The following is a 25,808-nucleotide window of genomic DNA, read 5'->3' as shown; positions in this document are numbered from 1 at the left end:
CGGCCGGATCGCGCTGGACGGAAGGGCGCAGGCGGCGGAACATCGCCGCGAGGAGGACACCGACATGACCCAGACCCGAAAGTTGCGGGAGCTGCTGGCCGCGCCGCGCATGGTCCGCGCGCCGGGCGTCTATGACGGCATCACCGCCAGGCTCTCCGAGCAGGCCGGGTTTCCCGCGCTCTACATGACGGGGGCGGGCACCTCGGCCGCGCGCGGCTATCCCGATTTCGGGCTGATCACCATGTCCGAGATGGCGGGGAACGGCGAGGTGATCGCCCGCTCGGTCGACATCCCCGTCATCGCCGATGCCGACACGGGCTACGGCAACGAGCTCAACGTCACGCGCACGGTGCGCGAATACGAGCGCGCGGGCATCGCCGGCCTGCACCTGGAGGACCAGGCCTTCCCGAAGAAATGCGGCCATCTCGACGACAAGGAGGTGATCCCGCGCGACGAGTACATCGCCAAGGTCCGCGCCGCCGTCGCGGCCCGCCGCGATCCCGACTTCCTGATCATCGCCCGCACGGATGCCGGGGCGGTGCTGGGCTGGGACGAGGCCATCGAGCGCGCCAACCTGGCGCTGGAGGCGGGCGCCGACATGGCCTTCGTCGAGGCCGCGCGGACCCTGGAGCAGGTCGCCGCCATCCCTAGGCTGGTGAATGGCCCCTGCCTGCTGAACATGGTCCGCGCCGGCAAGACGCCGGACCTCGCCCTCGGCGAGGCCGAGGCCATGGGCTATCGCCTGACCATCATGCCGGGCCTGCTGCTCAGCACGATCATGATGGCCTGTGACGAGGTGCTGAAGCAGGTGATGGCGACGGACGCGCCGCCCTCCTCGAAGGGCGTGCCCTCGGTGCGCGAGCGCTTCCAGCGCTGGGGCGCGGATGAATGGGACGCGCTGCGCACGCGCTTTCGCGACCCGGTGGTCGCGAAAGCGGCGGAGTAGGGGCCACAGCTGGCCAACTCAGACCCGGAGGGCGACCTTCATGGCGGCGACAGCTAGCGCTTGCGGACGAACTCGGTCCGCAGGACCAGCCCCTTGATCGCGTCGTGCCGGCAGTCGATCTCCTCGGCATTGTCGGTGAGGCGGATCGAGCGGATGACCGTGCCCTGCTTCAGGGTCTGGTTGGCGCCCTTCACCTTCAGGTCCTTGATGAGGGTGACGGAATCCCCGTCGGCGAGCAGGTTTCCAGAGGCATCGCGGACCTCGGGCGTCTCGGCCGCGGCCGCGGCGATCTCTCCGGCCGGCCGCCATTCCCCGGTCGCTTCGTCATAGATGTCGTCGTCGTCAGCCATATCCGCCTCTCCTGGGGTTGGCGCGCCTGTAGCAGCTTGCCCGGCCGATGGCGCGGGCCGGGCGTTTCAGGCCCGCAGGACGGGCGGATTCATCGCGCGATCCCGAAGGGCTTTCGGCGGCTGTTCCCCGCGGGCGACGCGATCTCCTGTTGGAGCGATCCGCCGGGGCGGATCACCCTCTCGGACACATCAGGCCGCCTGGCGCGTCAGCGCCGCGGCGATCTGCTCGGCCGGATAGGCGCCGCTGAACAGCACGCGGCCGTCGACGGCAAAGCTGGGCACGCCGGAGATGCCGATCTTGCGGAAATAGGCGTCCTCGGCGCGAACCTCCTCCACCAGTTCGTCGCTCGCCAGGAAGGCGCTGGCATCCAGGCCGAGCGTGGCGGCGACCTCGGCCAGGACGGCGACGTCACCGATGTCCTTGCCGTCCCGGAAATAGGCGCCGAACAGCGCCTCGGCCATCGCGTGCTGGCGCGCGCCCGACCATTGCAGCAGCCGGTGCGCGTGGACGGTATTGGGCGTGCGCAGCATCAGGTCGTGGCGGAATTCCAGCCCCACCTTCCGGCCGGCCTCGGCGACATTGGCATCGAGCTCCGCGCCGCGCGTGACGCTGCCGAACTTCCGGGCGCGATAGGCGGCGCGCTCCACGCCCTCGGGCGGCATGTCCGGATTGAGCTGGAACGGGCGCCAATGGACGCTGAACCCGGCGGCGGCCGGGCCAAGCAGGGCCAGGGCGGCGTCCAGGTTGGTCTTGCCGATCCAGCACCAGGGGCAGATGGCGTCGGAGATGACGTCGATGCGGCGTGTGGGTTCCATGGCCCGCTCCTTGTCCTGGGCGCTACTCTGCGCCATTCGGGAAGACGACGGTAGCGGGGCAGGCCGATGCGGACTCAGGTCGGGATCGTGGGCGCGGGGCCGGCGGGGCTGCTGCTGGCGCATCTGCTGCATCGCGCCGGCATCGACAGCGTCGTGCTGGAGGCCCGCTCGCGTCCCCATATCGAGGGCCGCATCCGTGCCGGGCTGCTGGAGCAGGGCAGCGTGGACACGCTGGTCGAGGCCGGGCTTGGCGATCGCCTGCTGCGCGAGGGGCTGGCGCATGACGGACTGGAGCTGCGCTTCGACGGCGGCTCCTATCGCATCGACCTGCACGGGCTGACTGGCAGGCGCGTCACCATCTACGGCCAGCAGGAGGCGGTGAAGGACATGGTCGCCGCCCGGCTGGAGACCGGCCGGCCGCTGCACTTCGAGGTGGGCGATGTCACGCTGCACGACATCGCCACCGGCCATCCGCGGATCACCTGGACGGCCGACGGCGTGGCCCAGGAGCTGCGTTGCGACATCATCGCCGGCTGCGACGGCTTCCACGGCCCGTCGCGCGAGGCCATGCCGCCGGAGCTGCTGCGCGTCTACGAGCGCGTCTACCCCTTCGCCTGGCTCGGCATCCTGGCCGAGGCGCCGCCGATCAGCCACGAGCTGATCTATGCCCGCCATGCTGAGGGCTTCGCGCTGGCCACGATGCGCAGCGCCAGCCTTTCGCGCCTCTACCTGCAATGCGCGCCGGACGAGGATCTTTCCCTGTGGCCGGACGGCCGGATCTGGGAGTCCCTGGTTACCCGCCTCGGCGCCGTGAACGAGGGGAGGGTCATCCAGAAGGGCGTCACCGGCATGCGCAGCTTCGTGGCCGAGCCCATGCGCCACGGGCGCCTCTTCCTGGCCGGCGACGCCGCCCATATCGTCCCGCCGACCGGCGCCAAGGGCATGAACCTCGCCGTGGCCGATGTCCGCGTGCTGGCGGCGGCCCTGACCTCCTTCTTCCGCGACGGCGACACCGCCCTGATGGACCGCTACAGCGACATCTGCCTCAAGCGGGTCTGGAAAGTGCAGCGCTTCTCCTGGTGGATGACCTCGATGCTCCACCGCTATCGCGGCGACGATCCTTTCGAGCATCGCGTGCAGGTCGCCGAGCTCGACTATCTCGTTCACTCGAAGGCCGCGCAGATGGCGCTGGCCGAGCAATATGTGGGGCTGCCCTATGACATCTGACCGCCTGAAGCTGGGCATCATCGGTCTCGGCATCATGGGCGAGCGGCTCATGCGCGCCGCCCTGGCCCATCCGGGCACCGATGTCGTGGCCGTCTGGGATCCCTCCGACGCGGCGGTGGGGCGGCTGGCCGGCATCACCGGCGACGTCACGATGAGCGGCTCGGTGGAGCAGGTCATCGCCGCGGCCGAGGCGGTCTATGTCGCCTCGCCGCCGGACTCGCACATCGCGCTCGGCCAGGCGGCGCTGGCCGCGGGCAAGGCGCTGTTCCTGGAGAAGCCGCTGGCCTCCGACGTCCCCGCCGCGCGGGCCTTCGTGGCCGGTGCGCAAGGCCAGCGGGCCGCCGTGAACTTCCCCATGGCCTCCTCGCCGACCATCGCGCAGCTGCGCCGCTGGCGCCCGGAGATCGGCCGCATCGAGCGCATCGAGATCCGGGCCGAGTTCGCCGGATGGCCGCGCGGCTGGCAGAAGGGCGCGGCCTCCTGGCTGTCGAAGCGGGCGGATGGCGGCTTCACGCGCGAGGTCGTCTCGCACTTCCTCTTCCTGGCGCAGCGCTGGGGCGGCCCGCTGCGGCTGGCCGAGGCGAGCGTGACCTATCCCGAGGGGGACGGCTCCGAGACCGCCATCGCCGCCCGCCTCTGGGCCGGCGACGTGCCGGTGGCCCTGACGGGCAGCGTCGGCACCACCAGGGCCGACGAGCACAACCTCACCACCATCATCGGCAGCAAGGGCCAGCTGCGGCTGCGCGACTGGTCCTATGCGGAGAAGCTGGAGGCCGACGGCCAGTGGCGCACGGCGCCCGATGCCATGCCCAATGCGGAGATGCGGCCGCTCACCCTGGCCGGACAGCTCGACAAGCTCGCGGCTCTCGCGCGCGGCGAGGAGACGGAGCTGGCGAGTCTCGCCGAGGCGCTGTCCGTCATGGAGGCGGTGGAGGGCATCCTCGCCTCATGAGGAGGATTTGGGGCGGAGGAGGAGCAGCAGCCCGCCCCCGGCCACCAGCCCCCAGAAGGCCGGCCCAATCCCGCCCACGCTGAGGCCCGAGGCGGTGACCACGAAGGTCACGATGGCGGGCACGCGCATGGCCTCGTCCCCGAGGGCAATGGAGAGGGCCCCGGCCAGCGAGGCCAGCAGCGCCAGCCCGGCCACGGCCTGGATCAGCAACGGCGGCGCCGCCGCCACCACGCTGGCCGCCACGCCCGAGACGAGGGCGAAGCCGAGATAGCCGAGGCTGGCGAAGAAGCCGGCGATCCAGCGCCGGCGCGGGTCCGGATGCGCCTCGGGCCCGGCGCAGAGCGCGGCGGTGATCGCCGCAAGGTTGACCAGCTGCCCGCCGAGGAGGCCGCCGAGGAAGCTGCCCGCGCCGGTCGCCAGGAAGACCGGCCGCATCCGGATGTGGTAGCCGTTCGCCGCCAGCACCGCGAAGCCGGGCAGGTTCTGCGACGCCATGGTCACCAGGAACAGCGGCAGCGCGATGCCCACCATCGCGCCGGTATGGAAGCTCGGCGTCACCCAGGCGAGCTCGGGCGGCTGCCAGGCCCCGCCGCCGGGCAGGCCGGGCCCCGTCACCAGCACCGCCACGGCCACTACGACCGCCGCCGGCACCGCCCAGAGCCGCTGGAGCCGCAGCATCAGCGCCCAGGTCAGCACCACGGGCAAGGCGAGCCAGGGCAGGGCGCCCACCGCCCGCACGGGCGCCAGGCAGAGGTCCAGCAGGACGCCGGCCAGCATCGCCGCCGCGATGGCGGGCGGGATGCGCTCCACCGCCCGGGCGAAGGGCCGCCACAGCCCGGCCAGGATCAACAGCAGCGAGGCCGCGAGGAAGGCGCCCACGGCCGCCGGGAAGCCGCCTTCCGGCGCGCCGCTGGTCGCCAGCAGGGCGGCGCCCGGCGTGGACCAGGCGATGGAGATCGGTATGCGCCAGACGATCGAGAACCCCGCGCCCAGCAGCCCCATCAGCAGGCAGAGCACCACCAGGCCGGAAGCCGCCTGTTCGGGCGTGGCGCCCATGGCGATGAAGCCCTGCAGCACCACCGCGAAGGAGGAGGCGAAGCCGACAAAGGCCGCCAGGAGGCCGAGGAGGATGGGCTGCAGCATCGGACCCGTCTGCCGCGTGAGCCGACGGCCCGCAAGCCGGCATCACGGCGCCAGCCGGATGCGCCCCGTGGTCTCCGCCGGCTCGCGCGGGATCTGGCGCAGCCGGCCCTCGTGCCAGCTCCCCAGCAGGTCGCCCCAATGACTGGAGAGCGGGTGGCCCGACTGCCCCGTGGCGATGACCGCATAGATTCCGTCGGGCGTGGAGAGGTCGGCCACCATCCGCAGCCCGGCGCCATGCACCGCGCCGAAGCCGCCGCCGCCGCGTGGGCCCTGCCGCTGCACGGTCTGGTCGTCCCCCGAGGCGGGCACGGCCAGCTCGATCGCGCGGTTCAGCCCGGGGACCAGGCGCAGCAGCGGGTGCTCGAAGAGCGCGCGATGCGCGGCCCCCCAGCGCCAGGCCGTGGGGTCGGCGCCATGCGACTGCGCCAGCTCGGCGACCGCCTCGGCCAGCGCGAGCGCCGCCATGGCGCGGCAATCGCCGCCGCACCACCAGCCGGCATTGGCGTCGAGGAGCAGGAAGCGCAGGAATTCCGGGCCGCCCGGCGCGTTGCGGATGCCGGCCCGCCGCAGCGCGAGCGCCGGCATGCGGCGCAGGAAGGCGTTCCAGATCAGCGGCTGGGGCAAGTCCGCGCGGGTCTCGCCGTCCCAGTCGGCCAGCAGCCCCTGCGCCACGCCCAGCGCGCCCGTGCCGCGCGGCAGGGCGTTCAGCACGGGCAGCGCCTCGCGGGCCAGCAGCGAGACGGCGTCCATCTGAATGGCCGCGAAACGCCCCTCGTCGCGCGGCGCCGGCTCGGCCAGCAGCTGGTGGATCCGCCGGAAGCGCCAGTCGCCGAACCATTCGCGCGAGAGGAAGGCCGGGTGGTCGGGCGGGCTGACGCGGTTGTTCGCGTTCACCAGCAGTCCGCCCTCCGGGTTCTCGACATGCGGCAGCTCGTCGAAGGGGACGAAGCCGGCCCAGGGCACGGAGCCCGGCACGCTGCCGTCGCCGGCACCGCGAAGGGGCGTGCGGCCGGTCAGGTACAGGGCGATGCCGCCGCTGCGGTCCGCGACCATCATGTTCTGCGGCGGCGAGGTGATCAGCGCCGCCGCCGCCCGAGCATCGGCGATGCTCCGCCCCCGGTTCAGCGCCAGGAAGCCGGCGGCGGCCGTGTCGTTGGGCTCGAGATTGGCCATGTGCACGGCCAGCACCTCGCCATCGCCGCGCGGCATCTCGTCGAGGTCGGAGATGACCGGGCCATTGGCGGTCTCGCGCACCTCCATCGTCACGTCCGGCTCGCCGCGGACGTGGATGACCTCGGTGCGGACCACGCGCGCCGCGCTCTCGGGTTCGCGGAAGACGTCCTGCGTGTCGGAATGGGTGGTGGTGAAGCCCCAGGCGAGGTCGGCGTTGCGGCCGATCAGCACCAGCGGCACGCCTGGCACGGTGCCGCCGGCGACGAAGCGCCCGTCCGGCAGCTCGATGCGGGCCAGGTACCAGAGGATCGGCGCGCCGTAGCCGAGATGCGGGTCGGAGGCGAGCAACGGCGCGCCGGCCGCTCCGCGAGCCACGGCCCAGGCGTTGGACGCGGTGTCGGGCAGGGGCGCGTCCTCGCCGAAGACTGGGATGGCCGCCAGCATGCGGTCCAGCCCGGACAGCGCGGCGACATCGGGCCGCCCGGCGCTCTGGTCGGCCGGCCAGAGATCCCAGAGCCGGTCCGCCGGCAGGGCGCCGGCCAGCCGCGCGCGCTCCAGCTCGCTGCGCCAGTTGTTCGACAGCCAGAGCCCCATCACCTTGGCCCAGAGCAGCGAATGCGAGGGTTGCCAGAATTCCGGCGCGCCGAGGGCCAGGAACTCGGGCGCCGCGAAACGACCGCGCTCGGCGATCCAGGCGTTCACGCCGATGGCATAGGCCTCCAGCATTCCGCGCGTGTCCGCGTCCAGCGCCGCGAAATCGGCCTCGGCGCGCCGGGCGAGGCCGAGCAGCCGGACGAAGCGGTCGTTGCGCAGCGTGGCGCTGCCGGCGATCTCGGAGAGCCGGCCCTGCGCGCCGCGGCGCATCATCTCCATCTGGAACAGGCGGTCGCGCGCGTGGAGGAAGCCCAGGGCGATGGCCGCGTCGCGCTCGGTGCGGGCGCGGATGCGCGGGATGCCCACCTCGTCCAGCGCGATCGTCACCGGGGAGGAAAGGCCAGCGATCCGCAGCTCCATGTCGTCGGAGGGAATGGTCCTCCAGATCACGGCCGCGATCGCCAGCGGGACGGCGATCACCAGCAGCCAGAAGCCGATGACCAGCCGGCGCCACCAGCCGGATCGGCGGCGCCGGCGCGGCATCTATTCGGGCTCGATGCCGGCGCCGCGGATCATCTCGCCCCAGGCGGCGATCTGGCGCTGGACGAAATCGCCGAGCTCGGCGGGGGTGGAGGTGCCCCCGTCGAAGCCCATCTCGGCCATGCGCGCGCGGTATTCGGGGCGGGCGCCGATGCGCTGCATGGCCTCGCCCAGCGTCGCGGTGACCTCGGGCGGCAGGCGGGCCGGGCCGAAGAGCGCGGCGAAGCTCAGCAGGTCGAAGCCGGTCAGCCCCTGCTCGGCCAGCGTGAGCGCCTCGGGCACCAGGGCCGAGCGCGCGGCATTGGTGATGCCGAGCTGCCGCAGGCGCCCCTCCTGCACATGGCCGCGCGAGGGCGTGAGGTCGATCACGATGCTGGAGACCCGCCCGGCGATGACGTCGGTGATGGCCGGCGGCGTCGAGCGATAGGGCACATGCAGCATCTCCACGCCCGCGAGCCGCGCGATGGTCGCGCCCGCCACGATGCCGGTTCCATTGCCGCTGGCGTAGCTGATCCGCCCGGGATTGGCGCGGGCCAGCGCGATGAACTCCCGAAAATTCCGCGCCGGGACCTCGGCGCCCACCGTCAGCCAGAAGATGTAGTTGCCGAGCTTGCTGAGCGGCGTGAAGTCCGCGATCGGATCGTAGTCCAGGCGCTTCAGCAGCCAGGGATTGGCGGCATGGGTGGTGTTCGTGGTGACGAAGAGCGTGTGCCCGTCGGCCGGGCTGCGCATCACGGCCGTGGCCGCGATGGTGCCGTTGGCGCCGGCGCGGTTGTCCACCGTGACGTTCACGCCGCCCAGCTCGGCCGAGAGCATCTGCGCGAGCACGCGCGCCACGGCATCCGTCCCCGAGCCGGCGGCGAAGGGCACGATGATGTTGATCGGGCGGTTGGGGCGCCAGGCGCCCTGGGCGAAGGCGCCCGTGACCAGGAAAGGCGTGGCGAGCAGTGTTCGGCGCAGCATGTTCATTTCTCTCCCGACGCTCCGGCCCCTGTTCCCGGGCCTTCGTCATGCGGGAGAGTATAGGCACCGAACATCGCGGATGGCACGTCGCCGCGGCGGACGACGTGCGCCGGCATCAGGCGGTTTCCATCTCGGCGACCGCGAGGATAGTCGCGAGGCTGGCACGCATGCCGCGCAGCGAGCCCTCGATCTCGACGTCGATCCACTCCTCCAGCGAATGCGCCCGCCCGCCCTTGCCGCCGGAGCCGATGCGCAGGGCCGGGATGCCGAGGCTCATGGGGATATTGGCATCGGTGGAGGACCATTCGAAGGAGGGCGTGTAGCCCTCCGCCGCGACGGCCGCCGCCGCCAGCCGCGCGATGGGCGCTCCGTTGGGCGTGTGGCCGGCCGGCCGGTCGCCGACGCGGATCAGCTCGGCCGTGATGGTGCCGTCGCGCGCCGCGTTCTCGGCCGCCACGGCCTGGTCCACGCCGGCCAGGAAGGCCTTGTCCAGCTTATCCAACTCTTCCAGCGAGGCGGAGCGGAGGTCCACCTCCATGGTGACCGTCTCGGGGATCGCGTTGATGGAGGTCCCGCCGCCCACCACGCTCACGCAATGCGTCGTCACCGGCTCCCGCGGCACCTCGATCGCTGCCAGCGTCCGCGCCGCCTCGGCCATGGCGTACATCGGGTTCACCATGCCGAAGGCCGCGAAGCTGTGCCCGCCAGGCCCCTTGAAGGCCACCCGGTAGCGCCGCGAGCCGATGCCGCCGGTGACGATGCGGTCCACCTCGGGGCTGTCCACCGTGAAGAAGGCGCGGATGCGCTCGCGCTTCGGGTGCTGGGCGAAGAGATGGCGGATGCCGCGCAGGTCGCCCAGCCCCTCCTCGCCGACATCGCCGACGAAGAGGATGTCGTGCCGGGTGCGGATGCCGGCCGCATCCATCGCGCGGAGGAAGCCGAGGTTCACGGCCAGGCTGCGCGTGTCGTCGCCCACGCCCGGCGCGTAGAGCCTGGTGCCCTCGCGGCGCACGCGCACATCGGTGCCGGCCGGGAAGACCGTGTCGAGATGCGCGGCGACGACCACGATATCGCCATTGCCGAAGCCACGGCGTAGGCCGAAGACGTTGCCGACCTCGTCCTGGCCGACCTCTTCCAGCCCATGGGCCTTCAGCATCGCCAGATAGGCGGCGGCCCGCTTCTCCTCGCCGAAGGGCGGCGAGGGGATCTCCGTCAGGGCGATGATGTCCTCGACGATGCGGTCGTGCTCGGCGCGCATGGTGTCGCAGGCCGTCCGGTATCCGGCGGCCGAACGGATCGCGGCGATGGTCTCGTCAGTGGTCATCAGACGATCTTGTTCAGCAGATCCGTCCGGCCGGCCTTCAGCCGGTCGATGTTCTCCATCATGATGTCGAGGACATTGTCCTCGAAGGCGCAGGTCTCGCCGCCCGTATGCGGGGCGAGGAAGGCGTTGGGCAGGGTCCAGAGCGGGGATTCCGGCGGCAGCGGCTCGACCGCCATGACGTCCAGGCCCGCGCCCTTGATGCGGTTGGAGCGCAGCGCCTCGATCAGGGCCGCCTCGTCCACCACCTTGCCGCGCGCGCAGTTCACCAGATAGGCGCCGGGCTTCATGAGCGCGAAGGCCTCCGCGTCGATCAGGTTCTCGGTCTCGGGCGTCAGCGGGCAGACCAGCACGACGAAATCCGCGCGCGGTAGCAGCGCCGGCAGTTCGGAGGTCGCATGCACCTCGTCGGCGCCCTCGGCGCCGGAGGCCGGGTTCGCCCGGATGCCGATCACCCTCATCTCAAAGGCCTTGAGCAGCCTGATGACCCGCTTGCCGATCTGGCCCATGCCCACGACGATCGCGGTCTTGCCGGCCAGCTCGTCCTCGCGGATGGCGAAGTCGCCCTTCATGCCGGACCAGTGCTTGCGGTGCTGGTCGTCGCGCGCGACGAAGAGCCGCCGGACCATACCCAGCATCAGTCCGACGGCATGCTCGCTGACCGCGGCCGCATTGGTGCCGGCTGCATTGCAGAGCGTGACGCCGTGCTTCTTCAGGATCTCGCGGTCGAAGGCATCGGTCCCGGAGGAGTAGGCCTGGACGTATTTCAGCCGCGGCGAGAGCTCAGGCAGATTGTTCCGCCAGAACCCGCTGCAGACCAGCACATCCGCCTCTGCGGCCCGGGCCTGGAGTTCCTCGACGGTGCGGACCTCGAAGAAGGGATAGGGGGCGCCACGCTCGGTGAAGCGGTCCCCGCCGCGATAGGCGACGTGGGCGAAGCAGATCGTAGGCTTGTCAGGGAAACTCACGCAGCGGACTCCTCAAGAAACACCTGCACCGCCTGGAAGAGGGCGCCGCGGTTGCGCTCCATCCACATTCCATGCGTGCCCTCGCCCAGCAGCACCAGCCGCTTGCCCGGCGAGGCCGTGAGCAGCGGGAAGAGCGTCTGCGCCATGTAGGGGGGCGTATCCTGGTCCCATTCGCCGAGGACCAGCAGCGTCGGCGCCGTGATTTTCGCGGGGTCGTAGAAGGGGCGGCCGGCGGCCCAGTACTCGCGGCTGTCCGCCGGGCTGCCGTTGGGCGCGCGGAGCGCGGGCGGGCTGCGGCGCAGGCCCTCGGGATCGGTCGCCCAGGTGACGCCGGCCCAGTGCTCGAACCAGCCGGGCGGGACGAGCGTGGCGCGCGCGGCCTCGGGCACGCCGGCGCCGCGGCGGGCGCGCGCGGCCTCCTGCGTCACCCAGCGATAGGCGCCGAGCTGCCCGCCGGGATCGGCCAGCGAGGGGGTCTGCCGCACCCAGACCGGCGCGTAGAGCACCAGGCGCTCGACCACCGAGGCATTGTCGGCCGCGAAGCGGCCCATCAGCGCCGTGCCCCAGGAGTAGCCGAGATGGATGCATTTCGGGATGGAGCGGCGGCCGCGCACGAAGGCCGAGACGGCCGCGATGTCCAGGATCGCCGTCTCGCCGCGGACCAGCGGCGGATTGGCCTCGGGCGGCTGCGACATCTCGGGCGGGCGGGTCGAGCGGCCGAAGCCGCGGATGTCCATGCACCAGACGTCGAAGCCCCGCCCGGCGATGTAGTCCATCCAGGACAGGCCGCCGAGCGGCAGGTCGAAGGCGGTGTGCGCGGGATAGGTCGCGCCATGGACCATGATGATCGTGCGGCCGGGCGTGAAGGCCGTCAGGCTCTCGGGCCGCTTGTTGCGGACGAAGATCTCGATGCCGGGGCTGCCTTCCCCTGCCGGCACCATGAACTCCTCGGTCACGATGCGCGGCGCCTGGGCCTGCGCCTCGGAGCTCAGGAGCACGGGCGCGGCGAGAGCCGGAGCGGCGAACAATGCGCGGCGTTGCATGGAAATCTCCCTGGTGTTGGGCGCAGACTAGCCAAGGGCGCTGGGTTCCGCGAGGGGTGGGGCCGCCGACGTTGCGGGAGCGCATCAGCGCTCGCAGCGGATGAAGAGCGTGCTGCGATGGATGAGCTCGCCGACATCCGCCGCGCTGCGGTCGGCACCCGTGCTCTCGGCGGTGCGCGGGCTCACGCCGGCCCGGCGGAGGAAGGCCAGCGCCGCCTGGCCCTGCACCGCGAAGTTCACGTTCTGCGCGATGTCGCCGGTCCGCCGGCTCACCGCCTGGGCGTTCAGCTTGGAGACGACGACGCCCACGATATGGCCCTGCATGTCCACCAGAGGCCCGCCCGAATTGCCCGGCTGGACCTCGGCGCTGATCTGGAACTGGTTCGGATTGTCGCCGAGCCCGCGCAGGCCGTTCACCTCGCCGCGCGTGAGCTTCGGGTCGGAGCTGAGCAGGCCGGCCAGCGGGAAGCCGTAGGCCACCACGCCCTCGCCGCGGCGGATGGCGGGGGCGGTGCGGAAGGCGACGGCGGGGCCGACGAGGCCGGGCACGTTCAGCACGGCGACATCCAGCCCCGCATCCATCCGCGCCGGCGGCACGGCCGCCAGCCAATGGCCGGTCGGCGTGCGCAGGATGATGCGGTTGCAGTTGTCCACCACGTGGTGGTTGGTCATCACGCGCCCGTCGGCCACAAGGAAGCCGGTCCCGGTCGAGACGGCGCGCGCCTGGGCATTGGGCGGCGCCGGCTGCGTGCCCGGGGCCGGGCCGGCGAGCGGGCCGGAGGTCGGCTGCCGCGCCGCGGCAGGGGCCGGCGGGCGGGCATTCGCGAGATCGACGTTGCGGTTGGCGCAGATGTCCTGGTCGCGCAGCACCACCTCTCGGGTATCGCCGAGCACCAGCCGCAGGTCGAAACGGCAGCCGGCATCGGCATTGGGCGTGACCCGGAAGCCGCCGCCGTCGGTCAGCGGCCGGTCGGGGCGCAGCAGGTTGCCGCCCCAGTCGCCCTGGCCGCCCCGCGGGCTGCGCACGGCGAAGAGCTGCGTGGCATCGGCGCCCGTCCGGTTGACGACCCGGAAGCCTTGCGGCTCGGCGGGAGTTTGGGCGGGCGCCGGCCGGGCCAGCGCCAGCAGGATTGCGATGGACAGGGCGTGGAGGGCGAAGCGCATGACGGAGATGTGCCCGCGGTCCCGCATCAGGGCAAGGCGTTCGTCCCGGTCCGCTGCCTGTGACGGGGCCCTCAACGGCAGAGCCGCCGATTCGCTGGCCTCCCCGCCAGACGGCGCGCAAAAAAATCGCCAAATCCGGTCCCGCAAAGCCATCGGAACGCCGCCGGATCGCTCCATGCCGCGTTTGGAGGGCTATCTCCCGATCGCCGAGCCGCGACGCATGAACGCGGCCGGTCTGTGGGGGCGGGGCGGAAGCGACCTCAAGAACTTCGGAGGACGAGCATGAATATCGGTGAGGCGGCCGCTGCGAGCGGCGTCAGCGCCAAGATGATCCGGCACTACGAGACGCTCGGCCTGATTCAGCCGCAGCGGCGGAAGAACAATTACCGGGCCTATACCGAGCAGAATGTGGCGGTGCTGCGTTTCATCCGGCATGCCCGGGACTTGGCCTTTCCGCTCTCCGAGGTGAAGCGGCTGCTGGGCCTCTGGCGCGACGAGACGCGGCAGAGCTCGGAGGTGCGCCGTATCGCGCTGAGCCATGTGGAGGCGCTGGAGGACAAGGCGCGCTCGCTGCGGGCGGTCGCGGACTCGCTGCGGCACCTGGCGCTGAACTGCCAGGGCAACGAGCGGCCCGAATGCCCGATCCTGGAGCACATGGAGGGCAAGGCGGATGTCCACCATCATTGAAATGACGGTGGAGGGCACGGCCTGCCGGTTCTCCCGCGAGGCGCTGGTCCTGGCCGTCGAGGCGCGCGACCCCGCCGCGGTCGTGACGGTGGATCCCACGAGCGGCCGGGTCTGCGCGGACACGGAACTCGACCTCGGCTCGCTCCTCCTCGCCATCGAGACCAGCGGCTGCCGGCCATTTATCCTGGCATGAAAAAGGTCCCGGCATGAAAAAGGCCCGGCGGATCGCTCCGCCGGGCCCTTTTCGCGTCAACCGGGCCGATCAGTCCCGGCGAACGCCCATGAACTGCAGCAGGAACTGGAACAGGTTGATGAAGTTCAGGTAGAGGCCCAGCGCGTCCATCACGCTGCGCTTGCCCGCCTCCTCCGTCCCCTCGGCATAGGAGTACTCGATGTAGTCGTTCTTGATCCGCTGCGTGTCGTAGGCCGTGAGGCCGCAGAAGATCAGGACGCCGAGGATCGAGACCATGAAGGCCACGGCCGCCGACTGCAGGAAGATGTTGACCACCGAGGCGAGGATGATGCCGATCAGCCCCATCAGCAGGAAGCTGCCCATCTTCGTCAGGTCGGTCTTCGTCGTGTAGCCGATCAGGCTCATCGCGGCGAACATGCCGGCGGTGATGAAGAACGTGCTGGCGATCGACGTGGACGTGTAGACGATGAAGATGTTCGCCATGCTGGCGCCCATCACGCCGCAGAAGGTCCAGAACAGCGCCTGCACCGTGGTCTTGCTCATCCGGTTGATGCCGAAGGAGAGCGCGAGCACGAAGGCCAGCGGCGCGAAGATCGCCACGTAGCCGAGGATGGTCGGCGCCGTCGCAATGCCGCGGGGCGTGCGGACGACGGTGAAGAAGAGCTCCTGCACCGCCGGCACGTTGGCGATCGCATAGGCGACGATGCCGGTCAGCAGCAGGCCGGACGCCATCCAGTTGTAGACGCGCAGCATGTAGGCGCGCAGGCCGGCATCGAGCGTGGCAGCATCCACGCCGGCCGTGCGGCCCCAGCCGGCCTGCGTCGGCTGGGTCCAGCGCGATTCAGGTTGGAAAGCCATGAAGCGATATCCTCCAAAAGAACCCATCAGGGCTCATGCGGCCATGATATGGAGATTCTGTAATCCGTTTCAACGGATTTCGGAAGCCCCGGGCGCGACTCGCTGGCCGGCAAGCCGCTTCATTCGTTGCGCAACAATGGCGCGGGACGCACCCGCAAGGCCAGCGCCGTTCCGGCATAGCCGAAGGCGAGGACCAGAAGCATGCAGCCCGCGACCGTCAGGGCCAGGGTTCCCGGCAGGAACACCCAGGGCTGGCTCATCACGCCGGTGACCACCCCGTAGGCCGCCGCCGTGCCGGCCAGTGCCGCGAGCAGGCCCGCGAAGGCACCGAGCACGCCGAATTCCACGAGGAAGGCGCGCAGGATCTGGCCCCGGGTGGCGCCCACCGTCTTGAGCAGAACGGCCTCCCTGATACGGCGCCGCTGCCCGGCGGCGACGGCGCCCGCCAGCACCAGCGCGCCGGCCAGCAGGGTGACCGAGCCGGTCGCGGTCAGCGCCCCGCCGATGCGGCCGAGGAGCGCCGCAACCTGCTCCAGCGCCTCGCGCACGCGGATGCCGGAGACGTTGGGAAGGGCGTCCGTCACCCGGCGCAGCAGGGCGGCGTCGGCCGAGGCCTGACCGCGGACGGTCGCGATATGGGTGTGCGGCGCGGCTGAGAGCAGGCCGGGCGAGGCGATAAGCGAGAAGTTCATGCCGAGGCTCCGCCACTCCACCTGCCGCAGGTTGGCGATGGTCAGGTCGATGTCGCGGCCCAGCACGTTGATGGTGATGGCGTCGCCGATCCCCGCGCCCCAGCCGCGGGCGATATTGGCGTCGAAGGAGACGAGCGGCGGTCCGTTGTAATCCGGCGCCCACCATTGCCCGGCGACGACGCGCGTGCCCTCGGGCATGGGGCCGACATAGGTGAGGCCCCGGTCGCCGCGCAGCGCCCAGGCGCTGTCCTCGCTGACGCGCACCTGCTCGGCCGGGACGCCCTTCACAGCGACCACCCGGGCGCGCAGGCTCGGCACCCGGCGGACCTCCTCGACGCCGGGGGTGGCGCGGGCGATCTCGTCGAAGCGCTCCGCCTGGTCGGGCTGGATGTCGATGAAGAAGAAGTTGGGCGCGCGGGCCGGCATCTCGCTGCCGATGGCGTTGCGCAGATTCCCCTCGATCTGGGCGATGGCGGCCAGGGTGGTCAGGCCGAGGCCGAGCGCGACCAGGAGGATGGGCGTGGCCGCCCCGGGCCGGTGCAGATTGGCGAGGCCGAGCCGCCAGGAGGGCCGCCGGATGCCCTGCAGCGCCCGGGCGCCGGCCATCAGCAGCCATGCGCCCGCGCGGAACAGCATCATGGCGGCCAGGGCGCCCAGGCAGAAATACAGGCCGAAGAGCGGCCGGTCGGCGGTGGCGACGACCAGCCCGACCAGGGCCAGCGCCGCGACGGCATTGGCTCCGGCCACCTTCCAGCCCACCCAGACGGAATCCGTGCCCAGCATGTCCCGGAACAGGGCCGCGCCCGGGATGCGCCCCGCGCGGCCGAGCGGCCAGAGGGCGAAGGACAGCGCCGTCAGCAGGCCGAAGAGCGCGGCCATCGCCAGCGGCGCGGGATAGATGGCGAGCCGCGGCGGGATGGGCAGCGCCGCGCCCAGCGCCTGGGCGGCGAGCCAGGTCAGGAAGAGGCCGCCGGCCAGCCCGATCGCGATGCCGATGACGGAGAGCGCCAGCACCTGGATCAGGTAGGCGGAAAAGATCGCGGCCGTCGGCGCGCCCATGCAGCGCAGGGTGGCGATGGTCCGCGACCGCGCGTCCAGCCAGGCGCGCACGCCCGTCGCCACGCCGATCCCGCCGACCAGCAGGGCCGTCAGCCCGGCGAGCGTTAGGAAGGAGGCGGCGCGGTCCAGGAACCGGTTCACCCCGGGCTCCGCCTGGTCGGCGCGGCGGATGCGCCAGGAGGCCCCGGGAAAGGCGGCCGCGAGATCCGTCGCGAAGGCGCGGGCGGCGACGCCCGCCGGCAGGCGGATCCGGGCCTCGTAGGTCACAAGGCTGCCGGGCTGGATCAGGCCCGTGGCCTCGAGCTGGTCCAGCGGAAGCAGGGCGCGCGGGCCGAAGATGGTGGGCGTGGCGACGCGGTCGGGCTCGTCGGTGATGCGGGCGGCGAAGGTGACCTCGGCTTCGCCCAGCCGCAGCCGGTCGCCCGGCGAGACGCCGAGCCGTTCGGCGATGGCGGGGTCGATCGCGACCACGGCGCCGCGCAGTGGCGCCGCCGGCTCCAGCCCGAGGGCGCCGTAGAGCGGATAGGCGTCGTCCGCGGCCTTCAGCTCGACCAGCACGCGCTCGCCATTCGGCGCGACGAGCATGCTCCGCAGCAGCGCCACCTCGCTGAGGGTGCCGCCGCGGGCCCGCACCCAGCCCAGCACCGCCGGGTCGATGGGCTGGCTGCCCTGGCGGATCTCGAGGTCGCCGCCCAGGATGCGGGCGCCGTCGGCCTGCAGCCCGGCCTGCACGCCCGAGCGCAGGCTGCCCACCGCCGCGATGGCCGCGACGCCCAGCGCCAGGCAGGCCAGCACGATGCGCAGGCCCCTGGTGCCGCCGCGCAGCTCCCGGCGGGCGAGCGTCCAGCCGAGGTGCAGGTTCCTCATTGGGCCGCTTCGGCCATGGCGGAGGTGTCGCTGGCGATCAGCCCATCCTCGATGCGGATCTGCCGCTCGCAGCGGCCGGCCAGCGCGGGATCATGGGTGATGAGGATCAGCGTCGTGCCGAATTTCTCGCGGAGGTCGAAGAGCAGGTCCATCACGGCGAGGCCCGTCGCGCGGTCCAGGTTGCCGGTGGGCTCGTCGGCCAGGATGAGGCGGGGCAGGGCGACGAAGGCACGGGCCACCGCCACGCGCTGCTGCTCGCCGCCCGAGAGCTGGCCGGGATAATGCGTCAGCCGGTGGCCGAGGCCGACGGAGCGCAGCGCTGCCTCGGCGCGGGTGAAGGCGTGCTCGTCGCCGGCGAATTCCAGCGGCAGCGCCACGTTCTCCAGCGCCGACATGGTGGGGACGAGGTGGAAGGACTGGAAGACGATGCCCACCTCCTCGCGCCGGAAGCGGGCCAGCGCGTCCTCGTCCAGCGTGCCCAGCGGGCGTCCCGCCACGGTCAGCTGCCCCGAGGTCGCGCGCTCCAGCCCGGCCAGCAGCATGAGCAGCGAGGTCTTGCCCGAGCCCGAAGGACCGACGATGCCGACCGCCTCGCCCTCGCCGATCTCGAGGTCGACGCCCTTCAGGATGTTGACCCTGCCCGCGCTGGACCCCACCTCGAAGGTGAGATTTCGCGCCTCGATCAGGGGCGTGGCGGAGGCTGTCGGTTTGTCCATGAGATGTGCATATGGTCGGCGCGCTGCGCTGCAAAAGGGTTTGTTGCTTTTCGCTACACCTGCGCTCGCGCAAGGAAGCGCGCCGGTGAGGCTGCTGGCGCTGGGGGATTCGCTGACCGCCGGCTACGGCCTGCCGCGCGGCGAGGGCTTCGCCCCGAAGCTCCAGCAGGCGCTGGTCGCGGCCGGGCGGCCGGTGCGGGTGATCGATGCCGGCGTCTCCGGCGACACCATGGCCGGCGGCTCGGCCCGGCTCGACTGGGCGCTGGCGGAGCGGCCGCAGGCGGCCATCGTCGCGCTGGGGGCCAATGACGGGCTGCGCGGGCTGCCGCCGGCCCGCATGGCCGAGGCGCTGGAGTCGATCCTCTCCCGGCTGGAGGCGCGGCGGATTCCCGTGCTGCTCGCGGGCATGCTGGCGCCGCCCAATCTCGGCGCCGAATACGGCCGGGCCTTCGAGGCGGTCTATCGCGACGCCGTGACGAAGCGGCCGGACCTGATCTTCTACCCCTTCTTCCTGGACGGCATCGCCGCGCAACGGAGCCTCAACCAGGCGGACGGCATCCACCCCAACCAGGCCGGCGTGGCCGAGTTGGTGAAGCGGATTCTCCCTGTCACGGAACAACTTCTGGACCGGGTGCCGCCTGCCGCCGCAGGATAATGGTGCGAATCCGGGAAGGGGGCCCAGCCCATGCGTCTCTTCGTCGCTCTTGACCTTCCGCAGGAGGTCAAGGTCCGCCTGGCCGCCATGTGCGGCGGAATCCCGGGGGTCCGTTGGGTGCCTCCGGAGAACTACCACCTCACCTTGCGCTTCATCGGCGAGGTGCCCGGCTATATGGCGGAGGAGGCCGATCTCGCCCTCGCCAATATCCGCGCCAAGCCCTTCGAGCTCAGCCTTTCCGGCCTCGGTACCTTCGAGAAGGCCGGGCGGGTGCAGTCGCTGCACGTCGTTGCGGAGCGGACGCCGGGGCTGGCGCATCTGCAGGCCAAGATCGAGACCGCCCTGCAGCGCGCTGGATTGCCGCCGGAACGCAAGAAGTTCGCGCCGCACGTGACCATCGCGCGGACCGACGGCGCGGCGGTGCCGAAGCTCGCGGGCTTCGTTCAGGCGCACAACCTCTTCCGGTCGGAGCCGGTGATGGTGGAGCACTTCGTGCTCTTCTCCTCGCGGCTCGGGAAGGAGCAGGCGGTCTATACGCCCGAGGTGGAATATGCGCTCGCCGCTTGAGCGGTCGCGCCTTCGCGCCTAAAGCTTCCGGCGTGGCAAAGTCCCGCGCCCTGCTGATTTGGCTGATGGCCGTGCTGCTCTTCTGGCAGTCGGGCGTGGCGGTCGCGCATTGCCTGGGCGGCCTGATCCATGGCGGCGCAGCCATCGAGATCTGCTCGATCGACGGCGTGAAGGTCATCCACCTGGACGCGCAGGGGAACCCGCTGCCCGACCAGGCGCCGACCTCGCACGAGGGCGGCTTCTGCCCCGTCTGCCACGGCATGCCGGCCATCGACCTGCCTGAGCCGCCTTTGCTGGCCATGCCTGCCTGGACCGGCGAGGCGATCGCCTGGCACGCGGCGGGCGAGGCCCGGCTCCTGCCGCCGGCCCGCGCGCCGCCCTATCCGACGCGGGCGCCACCCTCCCTCACGGCCTGAACCCGCCCGCACGGCCGCGCGCGCGGCCGCGCGCCCGTTCTCGTCCGTGACGGATTTCTCTCATGTTCAAGCCTTCAGGCGCCGTATGGGGCGCGATGATTCCATGGCTCGCGACCTCCGCCCTCGCGCAGACCGAGCTTCCCGAGATGCAGGTGGCGGCGCCGCGCCCCGCGCTGACCGCGCCGACCGATGCCGATGCCCGGCTCCGGCTCTGGTCCAGCCCAGGCGCCAATACCTTGGTCCCGGCCCACGATTTCCTCGACCGCCCCGGCACGACCGGGCTGCGCGACATGCTGGAATACACCGCCGGCGTCTTCGCCCAGCCGAAATGGGGCGAGGACACGCGCCTCTCCATCCGAGGATCCGGCCTCGCGCGGAACTTTCACCTGCGCGGGGTGCGACTGCTGCAGGACGGCATCCCGGTGAACCAGGCCGACGGCAGCGGCGACTTCCAGGAGCTGGACCCGCTGACCTTCCAGCGCGTCGAGGTGCTGCGCGGCGGCAATGCCTTCACGCTGGGCGCCAATACGCTGGGCGGGGCGATCGACTTCGTCACGCCCACGGGGCGCGACATATCGGGCGTGAATCTCCGCGCCGAGGCGGGCAGCTTCGGCTTCCTTCGCAGCCAGATCTCCGGCGGCGGGACTTATGGCCCGATGGACGGCTGGATCAGCGGCACCATCGCGCAGCAGGACGGCTATCGCGACCACAGCGGCGGCAGCAGCGGGCGGCTGAACCTCAATATCGGCTATCGGATTTCCGACGATGCCGAGACGCGGCTTTATTTCACCCACAACTCGATCCAGCAGGACATCCCGGGCGCCGTCTCGCGCAGCCAGGCGCTGAACGCGCCGCGCACGGCGAACGCCACCAACCTCGCGATGAACTACCAGCGCAACATCGACAGCTACCGGCTGGGCTCGCGCACCGCGGTCCGGCTGAACGTGGACACGCTGCTGGAATTCGGCGGGAGCTGGGTCACGCGGCAGCTCAACCACCCGATCTTCCAGTACATCGATAACCGGACCAACGACTTCAACCTCTTCGCTCGCGGCACCTGGGACGGCACGGTCGGCGGGCTGCGCAACCGCCTGGTGGGCGGCATCAACTACGCCTACGGCACCACGGACAACCGCCGCTTCGTGAATTTCCAGGGCAACCGCGGCGCGCAGACCTTCTCCGCCTCGGACAGGGCGCAGACGGCCGATGCCTATGTCGAGAACAGCCTCTACGTCCTGCCGCGGCTGGCCGTCGTCACCGGCGTCTCCGGCGGCCAGGCGACGCGGTCCAGCGACAACCGGCTGAACGCGGCGCTGGGCGGATCGGGCCGCTGGAACTGGGTCAATCCGCGCGCGGGCCTGCTCTGGCAGGCGACGCCGGAGGTCCAGGCCTATGGCAATCTCACCTGGTCCACCGAGCCGCCGACCTTGTCGGACCTCGTGGCGCTGGTGCCCTTCGGCGGCTTCTCGGCGCTGAAGCCGCAGCGGGCGACCACGCTGGAGATCGGCACGCGCGGCACGGCCGGGCGCTTCACCTTCGAGCTCGCGGCCTATCACGCCTGGGTGGACAAGGAGATCCAGCTCTTCATGGGGCCGACCTCGGGCACCAGCTTCGCCCGGAACGCGGACCGCACCATCCACCAGGGCGTGGAGCTGGCCGGCACCTTCCTGGCCGGCCGCGACCTGCTGGCGGAGCGCGACAGCCTGACCCTCCGCGGCGCCTATACCTTCAGCGACTTCCGCTTCGACGGCGACGCCACCTACCGCGACAACCAGCTCCCCGGCGCGCCGCGCCACGTGCTGCGGGCCGAGGCGCGCTACCGGCACCCTTCCGGCTTCTGGATCGCGCCCAATCTCGACTACGTGCCGGAGGGCTTCTTCGTGGACAACGCCAATACCACCCGCACCGACAGCTACGCGCTCATCGGCCTGCGCGCTGGGGCGGAGCTGCTGGACGGCCGCCTCGGCCTCTTCCTCGAGGCCCGCAACCTCGCCGACCGGCGGTATATCTCCTCCGCCTCGGTCGCTCCCGTCGCCGCGCCCAACGCGGCCCTGTTCGAACCCGGCCTGGGGCGCTCCGCCTATGCCGGCGCGCGCCTCCGCTTCTGAAGAAGGAAACCCGTCACATGAAAAAGCTCCTCGCTTTGCTCCTCGCGACCGCCACGCCGGCGGCGGCCCATGTCACCCTCGATCCCGCGGAGGCGCAGCCCGCGAGCTACACGCGGCTGGCCTTCCGCGTGGGCCATGGCTGCGGCGGCGCCGCGACCACCGGGATCGAGGTCGGGTTGCCCAGGGGCATGACCGTCGCGCGGCCCATGCCCAAGCCGGGCTGGGAGATCGCCATCGAGCCCGGCGCCTCCGTCGCCTGGCGCGGCGGCCCGCTGCCCGACGCCTGGTACGACGAGTTCGTGATGATGGTCCGCACGCCCGACCGGGGCGGCGAGGCCCTGGCCTTCCCGGTGACGCAGCACTGCGGCGAGACGGTCGCGGCCTGGACGCAGCCGCCGGTCGCGGGCGAGCCGCGGCCGCGCTTCCCGGCGCCGATGCTGCAGCTCGCGCAGGCACCTGTTGCCGTCACGGCCGGCCCGCTCGCGCTGTCGAATGCCTGGACGCGCGCGGCCGGCCAGGGCGGGCAGGGCGCGGGCTTCGTCACCATCCGCAACAGCGGCGCGGAGGCGGACAGGCTGGTCGCGGCGAGCTCGCCGGCGGCCACGCGGGTGGAGCTGCATACGAGCCTGCGCGAGGGCGACGTGATGCGCATGCGCCCGGTGGAGAACATCCCGGTGCCAGCGGGCGGCAGCGTGACGCTGGCGCCGGGCGGTCTGCACCTGATGCTGCTGGGGCTGACGCGGCCGCTGGCGGTGGGGCAGACCGTGCCGGTCACCCTGCGATTCGAGCGGGCCGGGCAGGTGACGGTGAACCTGGCCGTGCAGGCCGCTGGCGCCCGCGCGCCCACGTCGATGCCGGGTCACCGGCACTGACGGCGGGCACTCCTAGAGCCTTTTCCGTTCGCAAGAGCTCACTACAAAGTCTCTAGCCCTTGTTTTTCGAGCATCTTTATCCGACCGGACGATCTGTCTGGTCGGATGATGCTCTATGCCGGAAAGGCGACCGGCTCGGCGCGGGTAAATCCGATGCGGATGGGCGCGCCGACCGGCCAGCGGTGCAGCGCCTCGACGCCGGGCACGCGCAGCAGAATGCGGCCGGCCCCGGGCACCTCCACGACAAGCTCCGCGCGGTCGCCCAGATAGGCCCGGCTGGCGACCGTGCCGGCCAGGCCCTCATCCTCCGGCGAGAGATGCTCGGGGCGAAGGTAGAGGAGGATGGCCGCCCCCTCGGCCAGCGCCTCCAGCGGCGCCGTGGGTACGGTGAACTCCCGGCCGGCCGCCCGCACCAGTGCGGTCGCGCCGTTGCGGCGGATCAGCTGGCCGGGCAGCATGGTCGCGTCGCCGACGAAGCTGGCCACGAAGGCATGGGCGGGGCGGCGATAGATGCCCTCCGGCGTGTCGAGCTGGAGGATGCGGCCCTCCGACATCACGGCCACGCGGTCCGACATGGACATGGCCTCGCCCTGGTCGTGCGTGACGAAGATGGTGGTGACGCCGAGGCGCTGCTGGATCTCCTTGAGCTCGATCTGCATCTCCGCGCGCAGGTTGCGGTCCAGCGCGGAGAAGGGCTCGTCCAGCAGGAGAAGGCGAGGGCGGATGACCAGCGCGCGGGCCAGGGCCACGCGCTGCTGCTGGCCGCCCGAGAGCTCGCGCGACCTGCGGCCGGCCAGGGCGGAAAGGCGGACCAGCGCCAGCGCCTCCTCGACGCGCCGCGCGGCCTCGGCCTTGCTTACGCCGCGGGCGCGCAGGCCGTAGCCGACGTTCTTCGCGACATCCATGTGCGGGAAAAGCGCGTAGGATTGAAAGACCATGCCCAGGTTGCGCTCCCAGACCGGAAGCTGGGTCACGAGCTGGCCGCCGATGAAGATCTCGCCCGCATCGGCTTCCAGGAAGCCGGCGATGAGGTTCAGCAGCGTCGTCTTGCCGCAGCCGGAAGGGCCGAGCAGGGTGACGAACTCGCCGTCCTCGACATTAAGCCAGGCCTCCTGCAGCGCGGCGACGGTGCCGAAGCGCTTGCTCACGCCGTCCAGGCGCAAGGCCTCACTGCCCATGGGATTCAAGGTCTTCCATCTTCGGTTCCGAGGATGCGGCCGAGGCCGAGGAAGCGGTTGGCGATGACGAGCACCACCGTGGTGAGCAGGATGTAGAGCGCCGAGATCGCGGCCATCGACGGGTCGGCGTATTCGCGCACGTAGTTGTACATGGCGACCGGCAGCGTCTGGGTGCGCTGGGCCGTGACGAAGAGCGAGGCGGTGAACTCGTTGAAGGAGAGGATCGCCGCGAAGAGCCATCCTCCGGCGAGGCCCGGGGCGAGGGCGGGCAGGGTGACGGTCAGGATGACGCGGCCGGGCCTGGCGCCGAGGGAGAGGGCGGCCGCCTCCAGCCTCGGATCGATGTTCTTCAGCGAGACGTAGAGGCTGCGCAGCACGAAGGGCAGCACCAGCACGACATGGGTGAGGATGACCACGGGCCAGTCGCGCGACTGGCCGATCTGCGCCGCCACGATCAGCGCGCCGAGGCCGATGGTGAAGTGGGGGATGGCCAGCGGCGCGAGCAGCAGCGATTCCAGCGCGGCCTTGCCCCGGAAGCGGTAGCGGTCGATCGCATAGGCGACGCCGCCGCCGATGACCACCGCCAGCGTCGAAGCGATGGCGGCGACGATCAGGCTGTTGGTAAATCCGATCTGGAAGTCCTCGTAGCTCAGCGCGCGCTGGAACCAGCGCCAGGAAAAGTTCTGCGGCGGGAAGGCGATGACGGAGCGCGCGTCGAAGGCCGCGACGCAGGCGACCACCACCGGCAGCAGGACGAAGCCGAGCAGCATCGCGACCAGCATGCGAAAGACGATCCCGATCATCGCGTGGCGACGCGGTTCAGCGGCCGCAGCAGCGCGCGGAAGCCCGCCAGCGCGACGGCGGTCAGGATCAGGCCGGCGACGGAGAGCGCGGCGGCGAAGGGGAAGTTGAAGGAGGCGAAGCCCAGCGAATAGACGAGGTTCGAGACCATGTTCACCCGCCCGCCACCGATGAGCTGGGGCGTGGCGAAGGCCGAGAAGGTCCAGGCGAAGCCCGTGGTGAGCCCCGCGATGATTCCCGGCATGGAGAGGGGAAGGGTGACGGTGAGGAACACGCGCAGCGGCCTCGCGCCGAGCGCCGCGGCGGCGCGTTCCAGGTCGCGGTCGATGTGGCTGATGGCCGCGGCGAGCATGATCACCACCACAGGCAGCGTCACATGGACGAGGGCGATGAGCACGCCCGTCTCGGTGAACATGAGCTGCAGGGGCTGCTGGATCAGGCCGGCCCAGCTTAGCGCGCCATTCACGAAGCCGCGCGTGCCCAGCACGATGATCCAGGCATAGGTGCGGATCACCTCGCCCAGGAAAAGCGGCGTCACCGAGATGATGAGGATCGCGGACTTCAGATAGGGATTCTTCGCGCGCACCAGCGCCAGGGCCAGAGGATAGGCAGCCAGCAGCGAGAGCACGGCCGTGAGGAAGCAGATGCGCAGGGTGTCGAGGAAGACGCCGGCATAGAGCGGCTTCATCATCTCGCGGAAATTGGAAAGGCTGAAGCCGCCGGGCTCCAGCTCGCCCGGCACATGCGCCAGCACCGCGTATTGCAGCACCGCCGCCATGGCCAGCACGAACCCCGCCGCGACGAGCACGGCGGGCGTGACGAGGATCCCAAGAAATGGTCGTCTCAACGCTGCACTTTCATGTCATCGGAGATGCAAGAACCTGAGGTTCTTACCCGGGGGCTGGTCCCGAAGGGGAGACATTGAGGGGGCAAGGCCCC

General features: G+C 71.4%; 25 protein-coding genes. 10 read left to right on the top strand and 15 right to left on the bottom strand.

What is annotated here, in order from left to right; all coding sequences use genetic code 11:
* The first annotated feature begins 64 nt into the window (after nt 1–64).
* Nucleotides 65–946, top strand: a complete 882-nt coding sequence (locus EJV46_RS06765; protein ID WP_131547784.1) for an oxaloacetate decarboxylase — start codon at nt 65–67, stop codon at nt 944–946.
* 53 nt (nt 947–999) lie between these two features.
* Here the strand turns inward: EJV46_RS06765 and EJV46_RS06760 are convergent, their stop codons facing one another.
* Nucleotides 1,000–1,296 carry an alkylphosphonate utilization protein gene (locus EJV46_RS06760; RefSeq protein ID WP_131547783.1) on the bottom strand — a complete coding sequence of 99 codons (297 nt, stop codon included), beginning with the start codon at nt 1,294–1,296 and terminating at the stop codon, nt 1,000–1,002.
* Nucleotides 1,297–1,485: 189 nt separating this feature from the next.
* A complete protein-coding gene (locus EJV46_RS06755) occupies nt 1,486–2,112 on the bottom strand; it encodes a DsbA family oxidoreductase (protein WP_131547782.1) in 627 nt (208 codons plus the stop codon).
* A gap of 66 nt (nt 2,113–2,178) precedes the next feature.
* On the opposite strand from EJV46_RS06755, the gene EJV46_RS06750 reads away from it, so the two are divergent.
* Both EJV46_RS06750 and EJV46_RS06745 read left to right on the top strand, forming a co-directional pair.
* Nucleotides 2,179–3,339: a 4-hydroxybenzoate 3-monooxygenase gene (locus tag EJV46_RS06750; RefSeq protein WP_131547781.1), complete on the top strand. Its 1,161-nt coding sequence runs from the start codon at nt 2,179–2,181 to the stop codon at nt 3,337–3,339.
* Complete coding sequence (locus EJV46_RS06745) at nt 3,329–4,291, top strand: Gfo/Idh/MocA family protein (protein WP_131547780.1); 963 nt, start codon at nt 3,329–3,331, stop codon at nt 4,289–4,291. The genes EJV46_RS06750 and EJV46_RS06745 overlap by 11 nt, the downstream gene beginning before the upstream one ends.
* Here EJV46_RS06745 and EJV46_RS06740 read toward each other — a convergent pair.
* From EJV46_RS06740 to EJV46_RS06710, 7 genes are all read right to left on the bottom strand, one after another.
* Nucleotides 4,286–5,434: a benzoate/H(+) symporter BenE family transporter gene (locus tag EJV46_RS06740; RefSeq protein ID WP_131547779.1), complete on the bottom strand. Its 1,149-nt coding sequence runs from the start codon at nt 5,432–5,434 to the stop codon at nt 4,286–4,288. The genes EJV46_RS06745 and EJV46_RS06740 overlap by 6 nt on opposite strands.
* Nucleotides 5,435–5,476: 42 nt before the next feature.
* On the bottom strand, nt 5,477–7,744 hold the full coding sequence (locus EJV46_RS06735; RefSeq protein ID WP_131547778.1) for a penicillin acylase family protein: 2,268 nt from the start codon (nt 7,742–7,744) through the stop codon (nt 5,477–5,479).
* Nucleotides 7,745–8,704, bottom strand: a complete 960-nt coding sequence (locus EJV46_RS06730; protein WP_240782427.1) for a tripartite tricarboxylate transporter substrate binding protein — start codon at nt 8,702–8,704, stop codon at nt 7,745–7,747.
* Nucleotides 8,705–8,819: 115 nt separating this feature from the next.
* On the bottom strand, nt 8,820–10,028 hold the full coding sequence (locus EJV46_RS06725; RefSeq protein ID WP_131547776.1) for a M20/M25/M40 family metallo-hydrolase: 1,209 nt from the start codon (nt 10,026–10,028) through the stop codon (nt 8,820–8,822).
* Nucleotides 10,028–10,993: a D-2-hydroxyacid dehydrogenase gene (locus EJV46_RS06720; protein WP_131547775.1), complete on the bottom strand. Its 966-nt coding sequence runs from the start codon at nt 10,991–10,993 to the stop codon at nt 10,028–10,030. Before EJV46_RS06720 ends, EJV46_RS06725 begins: the two co-directional genes overlap by 1 nt.
* Nucleotides 10,990–12,036: an alpha/beta hydrolase gene (locus EJV46_RS06715; RefSeq protein ID WP_131547774.1), complete on the bottom strand. Its 1,047-nt coding sequence runs from the start codon at nt 12,034–12,036 to the stop codon at nt 10,990–10,992. Before EJV46_RS06715 ends, EJV46_RS06720 begins: the two co-directional genes overlap by 4 nt.
* Before the next feature lie 84 nt (nt 12,037–12,120).
* Nucleotides 12,121–13,227 carry a S1C family serine protease gene (locus EJV46_RS06710; RefSeq protein ID WP_240782426.1) on the bottom strand — a complete coding sequence of 369 codons (1,107 nt, stop codon included), beginning with the start codon at nt 13,225–13,227 and terminating at the stop codon, nt 12,121–12,123.
* 255 nt (nt 13,228–13,482) lie between these two features.
* On the opposite strand from EJV46_RS06710, the gene EJV46_RS06705 reads away from it, so the two are divergent.
* Nucleotides 13,483–13,887 carry a MerR family transcriptional regulator gene (locus EJV46_RS06705; RefSeq protein WP_131547773.1) on the top strand — a complete coding sequence of 135 codons (405 nt, stop codon included), beginning with the start codon at nt 13,483–13,485 and terminating at the stop codon, nt 13,885–13,887.
* Nucleotides 13,871–14,080, top strand: a complete 210-nt coding sequence (locus EJV46_RS06700) for a hypothetical protein (protein WP_131547772.1) — start codon at nt 13,871–13,873, stop codon at nt 14,078–14,080. Before EJV46_RS06705 ends, EJV46_RS06700 begins: the two co-directional genes overlap by 17 nt.
* A 69-nt stretch (nt 14,081–14,149) precedes the next feature.
* Here the strand turns inward: EJV46_RS06700 and EJV46_RS06695 are convergent, their stop codons facing one another.
* The 3 genes from EJV46_RS06695 to EJV46_RS06685 form a co-directional block, all read right to left on the bottom strand.
* Entirely contained in the window at nt 14,150–14,938 is a 789-nt protein-coding gene (locus EJV46_RS06695) for a Bax inhibitor-1/YccA family protein (RefSeq protein WP_131547771.1), read from the bottom strand.
* Between the two features lie 119 nt (nt 14,939–15,057).
* Nucleotides 15,058–17,556 (bottom strand): ABC transporter permease, encoded by a 2,499-nt coding sequence (locus EJV46_RS06690; protein WP_131547770.1) that lies wholly within the window; start codon nt 17,554–17,556, stop codon nt 15,058–15,060.
* Nucleotides 17,553–18,272 (bottom strand): ABC transporter ATP-binding protein, encoded by a 720-nt coding sequence (locus tag EJV46_RS06685; RefSeq protein WP_131547769.1) that lies wholly within the window; start codon nt 18,270–18,272, stop codon nt 17,553–17,555. The genes EJV46_RS06690 and EJV46_RS06685 overlap by 4 nt, the downstream gene beginning before the upstream one ends.
* Nucleotides 18,273–18,357: 85 nt before the next feature.
* Between EJV46_RS06685 and EJV46_RS06680 the strand changes: the two genes are divergently transcribed.
* From EJV46_RS06680 to EJV46_RS06660, 5 genes are all read left to right on the top strand, one after another.
* On the top strand, nt 18,358–18,927 hold the full coding sequence (locus EJV46_RS06680) for an arylesterase (RefSeq protein WP_370323063.1): 570 nt from the start codon (nt 18,358–18,360) through the stop codon (nt 18,925–18,927).
* A gap of 30 nt (nt 18,928–18,957) precedes the next feature.
* The gene (gene thpR / locus EJV46_RS06675) at nt 18,958–19,494 is read left to right on the top strand and encodes an RNA 2',3'-cyclic phosphodiesterase (protein ID WP_131547767.1); all 537 of its coding nucleotides are present in this window, start codon (nt 18,958–18,960) and stop codon (nt 19,492–19,494) included.
* A 32-nt stretch (nt 19,495–19,526) separates the two neighbouring features.
* Nucleotides 19,527–19,910, top strand: coding sequence for a DUF2946 family protein (locus EJV46_RS06670; protein WP_131547766.1), 384 nt, complete (start codon nt 19,527–19,529; stop codon nt 19,908–19,910).
* A gap of 95 nt (nt 19,911–20,005) precedes the next feature.
* Nucleotides 20,006–22,018 (top strand): TonB-dependent receptor domain-containing protein, encoded by a 2,013-nt coding sequence (locus EJV46_RS06665; protein WP_165585375.1) that lies wholly within the window; start codon nt 20,006–20,008, stop codon nt 22,016–22,018.
* 17 nt (nt 22,019–22,035) lie between these two features.
* On the top strand, nt 22,036–22,890 hold the full coding sequence (locus EJV46_RS06660) for a copper chaperone PCu(A)C (protein ID WP_131547764.1): 855 nt from the start codon (nt 22,036–22,038) through the stop codon (nt 22,888–22,890).
* A gap of 113 nt (nt 22,891–23,003) precedes the next feature.
* On the opposite strand, the gene EJV46_RS06655 is transcribed toward EJV46_RS06660, so the two are convergent.
* The 3 genes from EJV46_RS06655 to EJV46_RS06645 are packed head-to-tail and all read right to left on the bottom strand — an operon-like array spanning nt 23,004 to nt 25,716.
* Nucleotides 23,004–24,068, bottom strand: a complete 1,065-nt coding sequence (locus EJV46_RS06655; protein WP_131547763.1) for an ABC transporter ATP-binding protein — start codon at nt 24,066–24,068, stop codon at nt 23,004–23,006.
* 5 nt (nt 24,069–24,073) lie between these two features.
* On the bottom strand, nt 24,074–24,871 hold the full coding sequence (locus EJV46_RS06650; RefSeq protein WP_131547762.1) for an ABC transporter permease: 798 nt from the start codon (nt 24,869–24,871) through the stop codon (nt 24,074–24,076).
* The gene (locus tag EJV46_RS06645) at nt 24,868–25,716 is read right to left on the bottom strand and encodes an ABC transporter permease (protein ID WP_206020724.1); all 849 of its coding nucleotides are present in this window, start codon (nt 25,714–25,716) and stop codon (nt 24,868–24,870) included. Before EJV46_RS06645 ends, EJV46_RS06650 begins: the two co-directional genes overlap by 4 nt.
* Nucleotides 25,717–25,808 lie beyond the last annotated feature (92 nt).

This window comes from Roseococcus sp. SYP-B2431, from assembly GCF_004336745.1.
GTDB lineage: Bacteria > Pseudomonadota > Alphaproteobacteria > Acetobacterales > Acetobacteraceae > Roseococcus.
This window is presented reverse-complemented; position numbering and strand designations above follow the sequence as displayed.